The organism is Cohnella fermenti, from assembly GCF_004801405.1.
Taxonomy (GTDB): domain Bacteria; phylum Bacillota; class Bacilli; order Paenibacillales; family Paenibacillaceae; genus Cohnella; species Cohnella fermenti.
In genome coordinates this window covers 1-16,217 of record NZ_SSOB01000023.1, presented here as the reverse complement: position 1 = coordinate 16,217, position 16,217 = coordinate 1, and the positions used below count along the sequence as shown (strand labels likewise).

General features: G+C 57.5%; 8 protein-coding genes and 1 pseudogene. 7 read left to right on the top strand and 2 right to left on the bottom strand.

The genetic code is table 11. The features are described 5' to 3' along the window. Positions 1-64 precede the first annotated feature (64 nt). Positions 65-5,386, bottom strand: a complete 5,322-nt coding sequence (locus E6C55_RS18040) for a chitobiase/beta-hexosaminidase C-terminal domain-containing protein (RefSeq protein ID WP_168735716.1) — start codon at positions 5,384-5,386, stop codon at positions 65-67. A gap of 316 nt (positions 5,387-5,702) precedes the next feature. Between E6C55_RS18040 and E6C55_RS18035 the strand changes: the two genes are divergently transcribed. The 7 genes from E6C55_RS18035 (at position 5,703) to E6C55_RS18005 (ending at position 15,710) form a co-directional block, all read left to right on the top strand. Beyond that, on the top strand, positions 5,703-8,180 hold the full coding sequence (locus E6C55_RS18035) for a C45 family peptidase (RefSeq protein ID WP_136371212.1): 2,478 nt from the start codon (positions 5,703-5,705) through the stop codon (positions 8,178-8,180). 23 nt (positions 8,181-8,203) lie between these two features. Beyond that, positions 8,204-8,488 (top strand): hypothetical protein, encoded by a 285-nt coding sequence (locus tag E6C55_RS18030; protein WP_136371211.1) that lies wholly within the window; start codon positions 8,204-8,206, stop codon positions 8,486-8,488. Between the two features lie 176 nt (positions 8,489-8,664). Next, entirely contained in the window at positions 8,665-10,368 is a 1,704-nt protein-coding gene (locus E6C55_RS18025) for an extracellular solute-binding protein (RefSeq protein WP_136371210.1), read from the top strand. A 41-nt stretch (positions 10,369-10,409) separates the two neighbouring features. After that, positions 10,410-11,327: an ABC transporter permease gene (locus tag E6C55_RS18020; RefSeq protein ID WP_136371209.1), complete on the top strand. Its 918-nt coding sequence runs from the start codon at positions 10,410-10,412 to the stop codon at positions 11,325-11,327. Positions 11,328-11,346: 19 nt separating this feature from the next. After that, on the top strand, positions 11,347-12,231 hold the full coding sequence (locus E6C55_RS18015; RefSeq protein WP_230986736.1) for a carbohydrate ABC transporter permease: 885 nt from the start codon (positions 11,347-11,349) through the stop codon (positions 12,229-12,231). Positions 12,232-12,233: 2 nt separating this feature from the next. Further along, positions 12,234-14,048, top strand: a complete 1,815-nt coding sequence (locus E6C55_RS18010; RefSeq protein ID WP_136371208.1) for a sensor histidine kinase — start codon at positions 12,234-12,236, stop codon at positions 14,046-14,048. Continuing rightward, positions 14,049-15,710 (top strand): response regulator transcription factor, encoded by a 1,662-nt coding sequence (locus tag E6C55_RS18005; protein WP_136371207.1) that lies wholly within the window; start codon positions 14,049-14,051, stop codon positions 15,708-15,710. 372 nt (positions 15,711-16,082) lie between these two features. Here the strand turns inward: E6C55_RS18005 and E6C55_RS34735 are convergent. Beyond that, a pseudogene (locus E6C55_RS34735) lies at positions 16,083-16,217 on the bottom strand (transposase); the annotation flags it as partial.

The window sequence follows — 16,217 nt, the reverse complement described above, 5'->3', positions numbered from 1 at the left end:
TTGGAAGGAAAGCATCCCGCTGCGATTCGCCGGATGCTTTGTCTTCCTATACAAGTTGCTTCCGTTATTGTTCGAGCCATTGCGATACGATCATGCGCGCGACGGCAGCCAGTTCTACGATCGAGATGCTTCCGCTGCCGAATAAGTCCGCTTTATCTACGTAGGACCAGTGCTCGGTGTCGTCCGATGTGATGCCATAGTATTTGGCGAGGATCGACAAGTCTCGGATCGTAACGGCGCCTTGGCCCGGAATCAAGGAGACGATCTGCGCCGCGAAATCGTTCCATGCCCCGTTCAGGGCGGAGACGGCGTCGTCGGCCTGGGTTTGAGTCGTGCCAGATGCCTGAAGAACGGCTTGCGCGGCTTGCAAGGCTTGTTGCAACGTTTGAATGGCGCTTGCCGGATATTGGCCGATCTTCGTTCCGGTCGAGGCGGCGGCGAGCTTGGTTTGCACCCGCTGAGCCGTTTGCTGCAACGCTGTCTTGTCCGCGAGCGCCGGCGGAACGACGCTGCCGGAGAATGCCTGCATTGCGGCTTGCAGCGCCGCGGTTGCGGCGGATACGGCCGATTGCGAAGCGTTGGGATCGTTCTTCACAGCGATGGCGGCACTAATGGCAGCCTGGAACGTAACGATGGCATTGGCAGGGTATTGACCCGGAGCGGCACCCGGTACGGCCGCGGCGATCAATTGGTTCGCGCTCGCGATGACGGCTTCCAACGCGTTCTTGTCTGCGAGAGCGACATGTAGCTGGATGGAAGCCGAGCCGACGCCTAGCTCCGTCATGTCCCCGTCATTGGAGACGTCGGCTTTCGCCAAGGCGACGACGGTATTGCCCGAGGCGGAGAGATCGGGCCGGACGTTGCCGTGCAGCGCGAACATGGTGCCGTTCACCGGTTCTGTGGCTTCCGTGCGCGCGATGACGATATATAACTCGCCCTCTAGCGGTTTGACTCCCGTTGCGAGTACCTGGAAGCCCGGCTTCAGATTGCCGATTGCTTGATCGCTCAATACCAGATCCCCGTCCAGATTCGTCTCGGTTGCGAACTGAATATAGGCCGGGTCGTAATCTACGATCGCTTCCATTATGGAGAAGAGACCGCCTAACCCGTCGGAGGCGGAAGTCAACGCATCGTTCGGTTGCCCGTAGGAGAGAACGGCTACCTCCTGCGTCTCATCTTGCAGGTTGTAATAGCATTTTTTGGCTTTGTTATACGCCGGATCTCCGCCGAAGTTGCCGGTCGAGCAGACGACGCTATCGGTAAACGTGCCGTAATAATAGGAGCCGCTTGCGCCGAAGGCGACGCTGGCCGTACCGTCGAATGCGCACGTGCCGAACTCGCTCGCGCAGTAGGTATAGCCGACCGGCTCGCTTGGGGGCAGCGAGATCGTATACGTCGCGGCGGCCGCGGTCGAAGCGCTCATGCCGGATTTGAAGGCGATGGCTGTCAGCGTCTTCGTCTCCGACACTTGAATCGGGCCCGTATACAAGGCGGAAGTAGCGGTCGGCGTGCTTCCGTCCACCGTATAGCGAATTTCCGCGCCTGGCGTCGCCGACGCGATCGATACGGTTTGAGCCGCGGTATACGTACCGCCAGGCGGGCTGAAGTTCGGTTCCGCGGCGGTGCCGTCGGATTGCAGGCTGGCGATGGAGACGCCAATGTCGAAGTCCAGCGATTGACCGACGAGCGCCGAGGTCGGACCGGTCAGCGTGGCGAGCGACGGTTGCACGTAATCCCCCGTCGAGAACCGGAACGTCTGAGTTGACGCTAGGGAACCGTTGGCGTTGGTTGCCGTTACTTGCCAATAATAAGTCGTCAGACTCGGCAAGTGTTCGAAGGTGTGCGTTGTCGCGCTTGTCGTCGCCTGCGCAACGATATGTTCGAATTGCGCGTCGTCCGCAACGAAGACCGTATAATCGGCCGCACCCTGCGGCGAGTAAGTCAAGTCCCCCAAGTGTTGCGTCCAGTCGAGCGTAACCGACGGTACGTTGATCAATTCGTTGTCCGCAGGCGCCGTCAGAGAGAAGGGAGCGGGGGCGGCGCCCATGAAGTCGATGTACGCAACGTCGATGTTATGACCGGCCGTCGCGCTGTCGTTCAGCAAGCCGAACGTATGATTGCCGGCCTCGTCGACCGTGACGTTGCCCGAGTAGTCGGACCAGGCGGCGCCCGGTGCGAAATCCGTGTTAGGCAAGGTCTGTCCGTCGAGCTGCGCCTGGAAGTGCGCTGTCGATCCTTCGCCGTAAGCGCGGACGGTGAAGGCGTATGTTCCGGCGGCGGGGAAGTTCACGGTCCACGTGCCGGTCGCGGTTCGATAAATTTTGCCCCAGCCCTGCGGCGTCTCCGACGCGGTGCCCGGATAATTGGCAGACGTTCGGCGCTCATTGATCGCATCGGCGAATTGCGCGAAGTAGCGAGCAGGGCCGACAGGCACATAATGGGAGGGCGTCGTGAATTTGAACGGAGAGACGGCTCTCGTCGTCCCGTTCGCGTTCGCGGCGATTACGGTCCAATAGTAGTCGGTATCGGGCTGAAGATTGTCCGCCTGATAAGTCGTTCCCGTCACCGTGGCGTCGACGGTCGGATTGTTGAACGCCGCGTTGTCCGCCACGAGCACCTTGTAGCTCTCGGCTCCGAACGGTGCGTGCGGTCCGCCGTTGTCGTTCTGGGTCCAATCGAGCGTAACGGTTGTGGAATATGCGTTCGATTGGTTGACCGGCGAAGTCAGCCCGAACTTGCCGGGCGCTGCGCCGAGAATATCGATATGGGCAATACCGATATTCGTAACGCCGCTGGCGCTATTGTTCGTGATCTGCACGAAGTGCAAGCCCGCGGGAATCGTGCCGAAGCTTCCGCTATAGCTGCCCCAGCTCGTGCCGGGCGAGAAGGTTCCGTTGGTCACGTTCTGACCGTCGATCTTGACCTGGAAGGACGGGGATTCCCCTTCGCCGAAGGCACGGAGCACGAAGTCGTATTGTCCGGTTACCGGGATGTAGACCGGCCATTCCGCGGTCGCGGTCCGCCATAGCTTACCCCAGCCAAGCGGCGTTTGTTCGGCCGATCCCGGATAGTCGGTCGGCTGCTTCCGCTCGTTCATGCCGCTCGCGAACCGTCCGGGGTAACGAGCCGGGGAGTCGGGCACAACCAGTTCCGGCGTCGTGAAGCTATACAAGGAATCAGCTTGTGTTGCGCCGTTGGCGTTGGAGGCGATGACGGTCCAATAATAAGTCTTCTCTCCGTCCAGGGAGTTCAGTTCATAGGATGTCGATTGCACGGTCGTATGCAGGACCGGATTGGTCAATTGCGGGTTGTCGGCCACGATCAGCGTGTAGTTGTCCGCGCCTTGCGGGGCGTACGCCAGGCTGCCGACAGATTGCTTCCAATCCAGCGTGACGATCGTCGACGGTACGGTCGCTCCATCTGCAGGAGCAGTCAGTCCGAATGCTCCCGGGGCAGCGCCGGCGATATCCGCATATGCGATATCAATATTTGTTTGTCCTGCGGCGCTATTATTATAGACCTCGAACGTGTGCGGTCCGGCCGCAACCGTGCCCAAGCCGCCTTCATATGTCTGCCACCCGCTTCCGGCAGCGAATGTTGCGTCAGGCACGGGCTCTCCATCCAGCTTTACTTGGAAGGACGGCGCGTCTCCTTCGCCATAGGCACGGATTGAGAAGGTGTATTCGGCTTCGGCTGGGAGATTGACGTTCCAACTGGCGGTTGCAGTCCGGTAGATTTTGCCCCATCCTTGCGGTGTATCCCCGACCGTTCCGGGCCAATCGGTCGCCGTCTTTCGTTCGTTGACGCCCTCCGCATATTGGCCCAAGAAACGAGCCGGCTTCTGCTGTGCGGAGCCGGCTCTCGTCAGTTCGATCATCGTGACGGAATGTGCCGGATAGGCTTGGGTGAAGCTGTCGGATACGCCGGAGACGATATTGCCCGAGATGTCCGGCAAGGTACCGTCCGCTCCGATCTGCATGCCGTTGATGCTTGCTCCGGAGACGGAATTGATGCTCGGTGCGTTCAGCACCCAACTGGAGGCGGTAGCTTCGGGCGCAAAGCCGGATAAGTCGATCTCGGCGGGAAGGCTTTCGGTTTGATTTTTGTTAATAACCATGAGATACAGCTTGTCGTCCTCTCCCGTGCGCTTCGTCGCCCAGATCGTGAAGTTCTGATCGTCGCCGGAGGCCGACTGAACCATTTGATCTCCGAAATAGCGCTTCAGCATCGGGTAGAGATAATAAGCGGGCCTGACGTTCTTGTTGTCGTCCATGAGGGCGTAAGCCTGCCCGCCTTGCAGCAGGAACTGGGTGAGGAAGTCGACCTGATGATAGGCGAGCCGGCCAATAACGTCCCCAAGCCATAACGCTCCGGCCATCGTGTTGCCTATGCCGGCGCCTTCTTCGCCGCCGGTTACTTGGCCGAGCTCGGTTATTCCGATCAGCGCGTTGTCCGTATACGTATCGCGGTAGCTGACCAGATTGTCCGTCGGCGTCGTATCGGTGAACTTGTTCGCCCAACTGATATAGGAATTGGCGTAATCCGGCCCGTCGAATGCCAGCAAGTTGTCGATTGACGGGTAGGATGAGGAGGCGGTATTCGTCTGGCCGCCCCAGAGCGGGTACCAGTGCGTCGAGATTGCATTCACCGGGGAGCCGTTATCGTTCAAATAGGACAAGATCGGCTTCGTCCAGTCCTCGAATTGAGTAGGCTGCGCGTTGGCCGGACCGACGATGACGATGCTTGGATCGACCGCCTTCATTGCGTCGCTGTATTCCTTGATTCTTGCCGCATATTCGAGAGGGGTTACATTGTCCGGAGCAGCGAAAAATTCAGGTTCGTTGCCGATCTCCCAGTACTTGATGCCGTACCCCTTCTCGACGTTGGCGTAACGCACCATGTCCGCGGCCATTGCCTTGTCGTCGAATTTGGCGTTGACCGTGATGAACGGCTCAGCCCCCACTTCGCGAACGAGGCTCATGTAGCTGTCGAGCATGTCGGCGGTTATCGTGCGAGTATAGGGACTTGGGGCTTCGTACCAGGGGGAGGCATTGGTTCGGTCCCAATATGCGTAATCCGCTTCGGCTCCCGCAGGGAATCGGATTAACGAGATGCCGGCTTCCTTGATCATGTTGACGTACTGTTGCGAACGGCTGCTTACGGGGTAGAACGAACTGCTCGTCCATAAGCCGATGTTGGTGCCCCTCATTTCCTTCTTAAGCGGAGCGACGATCGTTGATGCATCCACCGTCAATACTGTCGCGGGGGTGTCGGGCGCCGCGTTGGCCGTCTGCATACGGCCGATGCTCGCTGCGGCAGAGCCGACGACCAACGAAACGGAGAACAGCCATAGTGCCGCGGGTTTCATAAGCTTGAGCACTTTCATTATCTTGCCTCCTAGGGATAGAATCGCGTTGCGAACGCTTCCCTTTAACCGTAAGTTCTCGGAATCGGCCCGTAAACGATAAAGCCTTAACATTTTGTTGATCTATTAGCTAGTCGAGCAATGCGCTTGGGCGTTGTGTAACAAAGAGTTAATATAGAGCAACGATCGCAAAAATGGAACATATCGGCCGCTCTTGACTGCTTTTATACTAAACTACGACATGCGCGCGACCCGGACTTCTGCCGAGGAAAGCCGCCGGAGCGTGTCCGAATTCGTTGAACAATGGGCAAGTCGTATGACCAGGAGGAGAGCGAAGATGCATGTAGAGAAGACACGGCGCTTGCTGCGGCGGATTACGTTGGAGATGAGCCTGAAGCCGTTCACAAGTCTGGAGCCGGAAGCGATCGAGCGGGTCTGCGGGGAAGCGATACGCCAATGGCTGCCCCTGATCGGGTTATCGGAGGCGGCGTCCGTGCTGCTGTGGACGGCCGACGGCAGCGAGATCCTGGAATGGGACGGCGATTCGGGCAGGGAACTCGAATGGGCGAAGTATATCGGCTTCGCCAACGAATGGACGTTCTCCCACATTACAAAAGGCAAAGACGATCCGAAGACCGCTATTGTCTACCGTGATGATCCGGTCGCGATGACCTACGCGGATCTTCGAACGATCGTCGGGACGCTCAAACGCGTCGCGACAGAGCGATACGGCCTGCGCCTGGAAGTCGGAGCGACGTTCGACGCGGGTCCCGAGTTCGCGTATTCCGACTTCAAGTACAAGCGTCATCCGGAGATTAATCGCGCCGAACTCGGCGGCTCGTTCGTTGCCTTGAAGGCCGACTATACCGTCGTCTGCCCATGGGCGAAGCTTAACGGCGATCAGACGCGTTACGCCGCGTATCCGGAAGGCATACCGGACGGCACGCCATTTGGCGAGTTTCTGGGCAAGCAATGTTCGAGCTTTTTGCCGGCAATGGGCTTCGATTACATCTGGTTTTCCAACGGTTTCGCCCTCTCGTATTTTCCTTGGACTTACTTGGGAGCCAATTATAACGGCAGCCGGCTCGGCATCGCGGATCAGAAGGAGCTGTCCGCCAAGGTGCTCTCGTTCTGGGATTGCTTTAAACGGGAATGTCCGGAGTATCGCACTGAGATCCGGGGCACGAACTTTGGGACGGGCATGGATCTGGCGAAGGACGGCATTCCGCTGAGGGAGCTTTATCGCAGAGGCTATCTCGAATACCCGCCTCCGAACTCGCCGTGGGGAGCGCTCAATTACGACTTCGGGCTGGAGATGGCCGGCTACCTGTCGAGAATTGCGGTGCTGCCCGGCGACATCTATCCTTACCGGTTCTATCCGAACGACCCGTGGTTCTGGCAAAATCCATGGACCGACCTGTACGACCGGGAACCACACGATATCTATTGCCCGCTTAGCGCCGCCCGGATCAACGAGCAGGGCGAGCTGGAGCCTCCGCGCATCATCGAACTGCTCACGATCGACACCGAACGCGGCGAGCTGCCCGAGGATACGGCGCTCGAGGTGTCGGCTCATATTCGCCGGGCGTTGAAGGATTTCCCGGACGCTCCCGGTTTGCTGACCTGGATCTATCCGTTCGACGAGCTTCACGAGGCCGCGGCGGCCGGTTCCGAGCGCGCCGGCGACGTATTCTTCCACGACTGGTTCGCGCGCGACGCCATTAACGAAGGTCTTCCGCTCAACACCGTCATCAGCTCGGAAGCGTTCCGCCGGCTGACGAGCGCGGACGAGGACGCCTTGCGGGGGACGATCGCGGTCTCGTCAACGGGGTGGCTAGAGGGCGACGAAGCTCGGCGAATCGCACGTTTCGTGCAAAGAGGCGGAAAAGCACTGCTGTACGGACCCGTTCGCGACGCAACGCTGCGAAAGCTGTTGAATCTCAATGCCGCGCCACCGTTATCGGGCGAATGCGAATTAGTCGTCGAGCTTCCGGGGGACAGGGTTAAGGGAGCTGCAAAGGAGTTCCCGACACTGCTGCATCGCGAGGACATCTCCTCCGGCGGCTTGGGGGAAACGTGCGCCGAGCCGCCGGACCCGTTCACGAACGTTCGGGCGATCGCTCGCCAAGGCGGCGAAAGTCGGGCGTTCGCCCTTAGCCGCGCGCGGCCGGAATGGAACGGCGGCATCGTCGCGTGGATTCGCGGTTCGCTGCCTTATCGCGACGCGGGAGTCACGCACCTTCCGGTTCGCCAGGAGGGCGGCTATGCCGACACTGCGGCGCTTGCCCGTTCTCTGCTTCGGGATTTCGGCTATGCGATCCGGCAAGAGAAGCGCGCGGCCGAATCGCCTTCCGCGCTGCTGTTCGTCTCGCGCAAGGATAACGGATTCGTCCTCGCCGGCTGCAAGCAGGATACGTCCGTGAAGCTGTCGCTGCGATTCCCCGACGGCGTCCCGGTTCCGATCGGCCAAACGACGGAAGCGGGTCCGGGGGAGGCCGAATACGCAGCGAACCGGACATTCCGGGACGAGTGCCGGGTATTCGTCGATCAGGCCGAGCCGTCGCTCGTCGGTTGCCGCGAGCTGTCGGCTGTGCCGACGGACATCAAGCGCTTCCTCCACAATCTTACGACGCGCAAGCTGACGGTTTCGAATCTGCGCAACGCGCGGATCGCGATCTATCCTCCGCTGCAAGCGCTCGCGGACGGGCGCGTCGAGGTGAAGCTGGGCGAGCGTTCGTTGGCTCTGGCCGGTGCGCGCCAAGGGGACAAGCTTGTGCTGGGCGGATTGACCGGTACGATCGAGATTACTTGGTAGACGTGATGTAAGGAGGAGCAAGGATGACGCTGGAGAAGGAGACGGTCGCCTTCGTCGGCGAGATGCCGCGGAAGCTGCGCTGCGCGCCGAGGACATCGGGCGGTATTACGGTGGCGGGATCGGATGGCGGCAATGCGACGCCTCTTCCCGAATTCGAGCGGTTGCTCATGGAGATGGCGCAGCGAGCGTTGCGGGAGGCGCTCGAGGCAGGCATGACGTACGAGTCGTTGCTGCTCAACAATCTTAACCATCCGAACGATTACGGACATGCGTTGTATGCCGGGGTCTTGTCGGAATTGCTTCCATGATCGCTCCGTCAACTTGGATCGCCTTGTCAGCTTGCGTTCGTCCATTGCGGGCCAGTGACGGCAAGGTTCGCAAGATTAGGCAAGAGTCGCAAGAATGTCTCGTATCGAAGACGATAAAGCGCTTTCTATAATGAAGAGGCATCAGAACAATAACGATAGAAAAGCGAGGGGAATGCATGAAATCGGGCAAATGCAACCTGTTGGCCGTCACAGCGGCCGCCGCTCTCGCGCTAAGCGCGTGCAGCAATGCCAACAACGAGGAGGCTTCGCCGTCCGTAGCTGCGTCGCAGCCACCGGCTTCGTCCGCACAAGCGCCGGGGGCCGGAGCGCCGCAGCCGGACGATCCGTTGGCCAAGTACGAGACGCCGATCGAAGTCACCACAGTACGCGCCGTCAACCAGTCGTTCAAGTACAAGGACGGGGATTCGATCGACAGCAACATCTGGACCCAAATCTTCGAAGAACAATACGGCATCAAAGTGAAAAACCTGTGGGTCGTCGACGAGTCGCAATACCGGCAGAAGTTGAACATCTCAATCGCATCGGGCGACATTCCGGACTTCATGCTCGTGAATAAGGAAGAGATGCTGCGCATGAACGAAGCGGGGCAGCTCGAAGACTTGACGGACCTGTTGAAGCAATACGCGACGCCTTATCTGAATGAGTTGCTGCAGCAGGATAACGGCGTGGCGCTTAGCGCGGCGACAATTGACGGCAAGCTGATCGGCGTGCCGCAGATGATGGTCAACGGCGGCGTCAGCACCAGTTCGATGCTGTACGTGCGCTCCGACTGGATGAAGAAGCTGAACCTGTCCGCGCCGAAGACGATTGACGATGTCATCAAGATAGCGGAAGCGTTCGCGAAGGACGATCCGGACGGCAATGGCAAACCGGACACGTATGGCCTCGGCGTCAACAAAGACCTGTACGTCGGCCACGGCAGCCTGACCGGCTTCTTCAACGGGTACCAGGCCTATCCTCGGACATGGATCGAGGGTGCGGACGGCGAACTGGCATACGGTTCCGTTCAACCGGAGATGAGAGCGGCGCTTGAGAAGCTGCGCGATCTGTACGCTTCCGGCGGTATCGATCAAGAGTTCGCAGTCAAGGATTGGTCCAAGCTGTCCGAGGAGGTGGCGGCGGGCAAGCTCGGTCTCGCATACGGCTATGTATCCGATGGAGGCTTCATTCAGAAGGCGAGTGTGGACAACAACCCGAACGCGGATTGGGCGATGTACCCGATTGTCTCGCTCACCGGACAGCCGGTATCGCCGCAGTTAAATGACACGGCTTCCAACTTCTATGTCGTCAAGAAAGGCTCGAAGCATCCGGAGGCGATGATCAAGTTAGCCGACATTTATTTGAAGCACTACTACGAAACGAACTACGCGCCGGACCCGAATCCATTCATCTCCGGAGCGGATGGCGTCTATCCGGGCAAGTATCAGCCGGTCACGATCGATCCGCTCAACGTCAACCTCGACGCATTCCGTCTTGTACAGGACGCGCTGGCGAAGGGCGACGGCAGCCAGCTTGGGTTCCCGGCCAGCGTTCATTATGATCGCTTGTCCAAATTCGCTGAGGGCGACAAGACGATGTGGTTCTCCAATGCTGTCTTCGGCGCCAAGGGCTCGTACAGTGTCATTGATTATTACGACAAGAACAAGCTTGGCGTCTACAGCAAATTCCAAGGTGCAGCGACGACGACGATGGCCGAGAAGGGCGCCTCCCTCGATAAGCTCGAGGCGGAGACGTTCACGAAGATCATTATGGGAGAGTCGCCCATCGGCGATTTCGACAAGTACGTGGAGGACTGGAAGAAGCTTGGCGGGGACGACATCACGAAGGAAGTTAACGCTTGGTACGCCAGCCGGAAATAATCGAATCGGGAAGGCGGGTTCGCCCGCCTTTCTTTCATTTCATGCAAGGAGGTGGCGACGTGTGGAGATTCATCAAGAGAAATGAATGGACGCTTCATCTTATGCTGGTGCCGGGTTTGCTCGCCTTGCTCGTCTTCCAATACGTGCCAATGGTCGGAGTCGTCATCGCGTTCCAGAAGTTCATCCCGGCCAAAGGCTTATTCGGTTCCAAGTGGGTCGGCTTGGACAACTTCCGCTATATGTTCGACCTGCCTGATTTCTGGAACATCATATGGAATACGTTCTATATTGCGATCATGAAAATCATCGTCGGATTGGTCGTTCCGGTTACGATCGCTGTCTTGCTCAACGAAGTCCGCAAAGAAGCGATCAAGAGGTCGATTCAGACGCTCATTTATTTGCCGCACTTTCTATCTTGGGTTATTCTCAGCGGCATATTGGTCGACATCCTGTCGCCGAACGAGGGCATCGTGAATGGGATGATCAAGGCTCTTGGCTTCGACCCGATCTTCTTCCTCGGGAGCAACGCTTGGTTCCCTTATACGCTCGTACTCTCGCATGAGTGGAAGGAATTCGGATTCAGCACGATCGTCTATCTGGCCGCTATCGCCGGCATTAATCCTTCGTTGTACGAAGCGTCGATCGTTGACGGCGCGAGCCGCTGGAGGCAGACCTGGCATGTTACGCTGCCGGGGATGGCTCCGCTCATCGTTCTGATGGCGACGCTCAGCATCGGGGGCATCTTGAACGCCGGCTTTGATCAAGTGTTCAACTTGTATAGTCCGGTCGTTTATCAAAGCGGCGATATCATCGATACGTTCGTCTATCGGACCGGCATGCTTGAAGCCCAATACGGGCTGGCCACGGCGGTAGGGCTATTAAAATCTGCCGTGTCGATGCTCCTGATCGCCGTTTCTTATTTCCTGGCCTATCGATTCGCGAACTATCGCATTTTCTAAAAGAAGGAAGGTGTCTCTCTTGAACGGCAAACCGCGCGGCGCCTACCGGGTATTCCTGACGGCGAATTTGATCTTCCTGGTTCTGCTTTCCTTACTCTGCGTCATGCCCGTGGTGCATCTATTCGCGATCTCGCTCAGCTCGAACGCCAGCGCCGCGGCCGGCAAGGTGTTCCTGTGGCCGGTCGACTCTACCTGGAAATCCTACGAATTCGTATTGGGGCAATCCGCATTCGTTAAGTCGATCGGCGTTACATTGGAGCGGGTACTGCTTGGCGTTCTGATCAATATGGCGATTACGATTCTCGTCGCCTATCCGCTGTCCAAGGATTCCAGTGTGTTAAAAGGCCGTACCGTATACATCTGGATATTCGTCTTCACGATGCTGTTCGGCGGCGGCATTATCCCGTTATACATGACGATGCGCATGCTGGGGCTGCTCGATTCGGTATGGGGGCTCGTTCTGCACGGTTCGGTGCCTGTATTCAATATCGTGATTCTGCTTAACTTTTTCCGCAACTTGCCCAAAGAACTCGAGGAAGCCGCGCTTATCGACGGCGCAGGCCATTGGAGGATCATGCGAAGTATATTCGTACCGTTGTCTGCGGCCTCGATCGCGACGGTTACGCTGTTCTCGATCGTCGGCCACTGGAACTCCTGGTTCGACGGCATTCTGTTCATGAATTCGCCCGACCATTATCCGCTTCAGAGCTATCTGTACACCGTCGTATCCGGCATGCAGGCGGCGATCAACAGCTCGACGGACCTTGAGCTGCTGCTGCTCGTGTCCGACCGGACGGCGAGGGCGGCTCAATTGTTTGTCGGCACGCTCCCGATCCTGTTGGTCTATCCGTTTCTGCAGCGTCATTTCACCAAAGGCATCGTGCTGGGGAGTGTTAAGGAATAGCCATGAATTGGAGGCCAATACGCTTCTCCATCTTCACGAAGCTCGTGCTTGCGTTCGTGATCGTGATTTCGCCTTTGTACCTGCTGGGAGCGATCATGAACCAGAAAGGCTCGGCGATCATTCACGAGGATATATCTAAATCCATGCAGCAGAAGGCGGATTTCTACCTGTTGTCCTTGGAGACTGAGATCGAGCGAATGACGGTATTGCAGCGGGAATTCATCAACGACGAGGATCTGATGTCGCTATCCATTATGTCGGACCGGCTGACCGTGTACGAGCGCCTGGCCGCTATGAATCGGTTGCAAACGAGGACGAGGTTTATTAAGGAGTCCAGCCCCTATATTGCGGAAGTCAAAGCCTACATTCCCGCCGTCGAGCGGACGATATCTTCCAATACCGCGGTATCCGTGCTGACGCGGGAAGAGCTCTCGCGATTGGGGCAAGACGCGGAAGGCTACATTCCTCCGTTGCTGCATAGCGGGGATCGGCTTTTCATACGGGAATATTATCCGAGTCCGTACAGTCTCGGCAGGCGTGAGCCGACGTTTATCCTCGAACTGGAAATATCCGTTCCGGCGGTTCGTCAATTCTTGAAACGCTTGCCGGGCTACGAAAGCGGCGGGGCCGCTCTTCTGACGGGGACAACGGCGATTGTGGGGGACTCGGATTCGCGCTCGGCGAGACAGATCGAAGAAGCCCTGCGAGGCAAATGGGTGGGGGACGTCGATCCTTCTTCCGAAGGGGGAGACGGGCAAGCGTCAAGCTTCTCTCTGTCCGACGGAACTTATCTGATGGAATACGCCTTTTCCGAACAATTGAATGTTGCTCTCGTCGTATACGTGCCAGAGAACGAAGTGATGGGGCCGATTCAGAAGTACAAGCTGTATTTGTGGCTCATCTCGTTATTCGCATTGGCCATCTTGGTTATCTTCGCCTACTGGATCTATCGGATCATCCATCAACCGCTTCGCAAGCTTGTCGGAGCGTTCCGGAAGATAGAGTCAGGCGTCATGCGGGTCAATATCCAGCATAGCAGCCGGGACGAGTTCCATTATTTGTACGGGCGCTTTAACGACATGGTCGCTCACCTGAATAAGCTCATCTTCGAAGTGTACGAACAGAAAATTCATCTTCAGCAGGCGGAATTGAAGCAGCTTCAGGCGCAAATCAATCCGCATTTCCTGTACAACAGCTTTTATTTGCTGTACCGAATGACGAAGGCGAAGGACTTCGAACATGCAACGATGTTCACGAAGTTCCTCGGCGATTACTTCCAATATATTACGAGAAACGGCGCCGACGAGGTGATGCTCGGGGACGAGATCCAGCACGTCAAGGCGTATACTGAAATCCAGTCGATACGATTCCGCGGCCGTATCTTCGCGGAGTTCGTGGACGTGCCCGAGCGGATTCGGAGCTTGACCGTGCCGCGGCTGATTTTGCAGCCGCTGATCGAGAACGCATACCAACACGGCTTCGATCTCGAGCAAGACTATTGTTTGTTGCGCATTCGCGTGTACGAAACGCAATCCGAGGCCGGTCGGTCGTTGCTGCGCATCGAAGCGGAGGACAACGGAAAAGGCATGTCGGATGCGGCGTTCCGGCAGTTGCAAGCTCGGCTTGAGCACGGGGACCGGGAAATGACGGGGTTAATGAACGTACATCGCCGCTTGCGTCTAAAGTTTGGCTCGCTTGCAGGACTTGCCATCCAAAGGGGAAGAGTATCCGGCCTGATTGCGACGGTGGTTATTCCGTTGAACGAAGGACCGGAGGCAGGCGGAGAAGCAGGGGTTCCGGAGGAGAGGAGGATCTAAATGCTGCGATTGCTGATCGTGGACGACGAGCCGTTCGCCGTCGATTACTTAGCCGATGCGCTGCGAGGCTTGTCCGACCTTGATTTGGATATCGTACTGGCCTATTCCGGCAAGGAAGCGATCTCGGCGATGGATGAGGGCAAGGTCGATCTTCTGCTCTCGGATATTCGGATGCCCGGTATGGGGGGGATCGAGCTCGCAGAACATGCGCTCATGCGCTGGCCGCGATGCAAAGTCATTTTCCTCACAGGATACAGCGACTTCGAAGCCATTCAGTCGGCTTTGCGCAAAGGCGGTGTCGATTACGTTCTCAAAACCGAAGGGGACGAAGCGATTGTGCGGGCCATTCGTCAGGCGATCGTCGCCATAGAGACACAGGAGCGGGAAGAGCAAATTTTACAGCGCGCGAGGCAGCAGTATAAGCTGGCGCTTCCGTCGCTGCGCCGGAACTATCTGATGGACGTTCTGCTCGGGGAATCGAACAATCCGGAGACTCGCGAGCAAGCGTTCCGCAAGCTCGCAATCGGATTGGACCCGGATCGCCCCGTGTTCGCCGCCCTCGTCCGGATCGACGAATGGGGGACATTCTCCGCTCCCGCGGACAGGGCCTTGCTGTTGTACTCGATTCAGAACGTCGCCGAAGAGACGATAGGGGAACGCTTGAGCTTCCTCTCGTTCCAGTACGACCGAGCCAGAATCGTCTGGTTGGTGCAGGAAGAGCTCGGGCAATCCGGCGAGGAGGCGTTCCGGTCGTTCTCCGATTGTGCGCAGCATGTGCAATTGTCCTGCAAGACATTGCTGAAAGCGCCGATCTCGATCGTGATTTCGGCAAGACGCACCGATTGGGAGAGGTTGGGAGGGAGGATTGAGGCGGTCAAGCTGTTGCTTGCATTCCAGATGGGACCGGGCAACGGCATGATGATCTTCGACCCTGACAGCGAAGGGACGGAGAGCCGCCGATCGAGCCGGAGTCTGCTGGAGACGGAACGGCTGAGACGAATGACGCACAAGCTTGATTTGCTGGAGTCGTATTTGGACGACGGCAAGACGGCAGAGTTCGCGTCGCTGTTTGACGAACTGTTCGCAATGGAACGCCCGCTTGCGCTGGTTGGCGAAGAGAAGTGGTTCGGTCTCGAATTGTTCTCACGGTTATCGGCATTCTTCCTATCTTATTTAAACACGAGGGAGATGTTCGAGGAGGTCGGGGAGCGAATCCGGACGGAGAAGATGACGAGCCCCGACGAGCATTCCGGCATGCTTGAGATGCTTGCCTACTTTCGCGATCTGGGCATTACCATCGCAGCGTACAACGAACGCAACCATATCGAGCGTTCCCATGAAATGATCCGCAAGGTGCAGAACTATATTCGCCAGTTCCTTCATGAAGAGCTTTCGCTGACGAGGCTGTCGGGGCTAGTCTTCTTAAGTCCCCCTTATTTCTCCCGTATGTATAAGCAGATGACCGGGCAAGGGCTGCTCGAGTACATTAACGAGACGCGGATTCAGAAGGCGAAAGTTCTGCTGAAGACGACGAATCGGAAAGTCCACGAGATCGCGGTGGATGTCGGCCTCGAGTCCGCGCCGTACTTCACAAGACTGTTCCGCAAGAAAGCGGGATGCACGCCGCAGGAATACCGGGATTCCGGCAGGGGCTCCGATTAGCCGGCGACGACTTTGCCTCGGCAGAGGGGCTCTTTAAACGCCCCTAATCCAACAATGGATTAGGGGGATTGTGGTTGGCGAGGGGGCCGTCAACGTGCCGCGGAATACCGGGATTTTATATGAAATTTCACATTGGCGAACCCCGATAGCGGGCGGTTTGGACGATTATATGTGAAAAATAGCATAAATGGAGGGAATTCCGATCCTGTTTTCTGTATATATGCTAAAAATCACTTAAAACGCCGCGGTTCCCCTCCCACCCAAGCCAATGAATGTGAAAAATCAGGCTGTTGAATAACCCCTTATGAAACAGGTTGCAGGTACGAAAATGAGCCGAACAGCAAAGAAGTGGCCCCCACCCAACTCTCGTCTTGCCTGGTTGGCAAGGTATCGAGCTATCTTTTTCAGATTTTGGGCAAACGCCGTCAGGAGAGCCTGCTCTTGCATCTTGGCTCTCCCTCTGAATTTACTCCTGCGGTATTGATGCAACTCTTTGGCTTCTCCGAA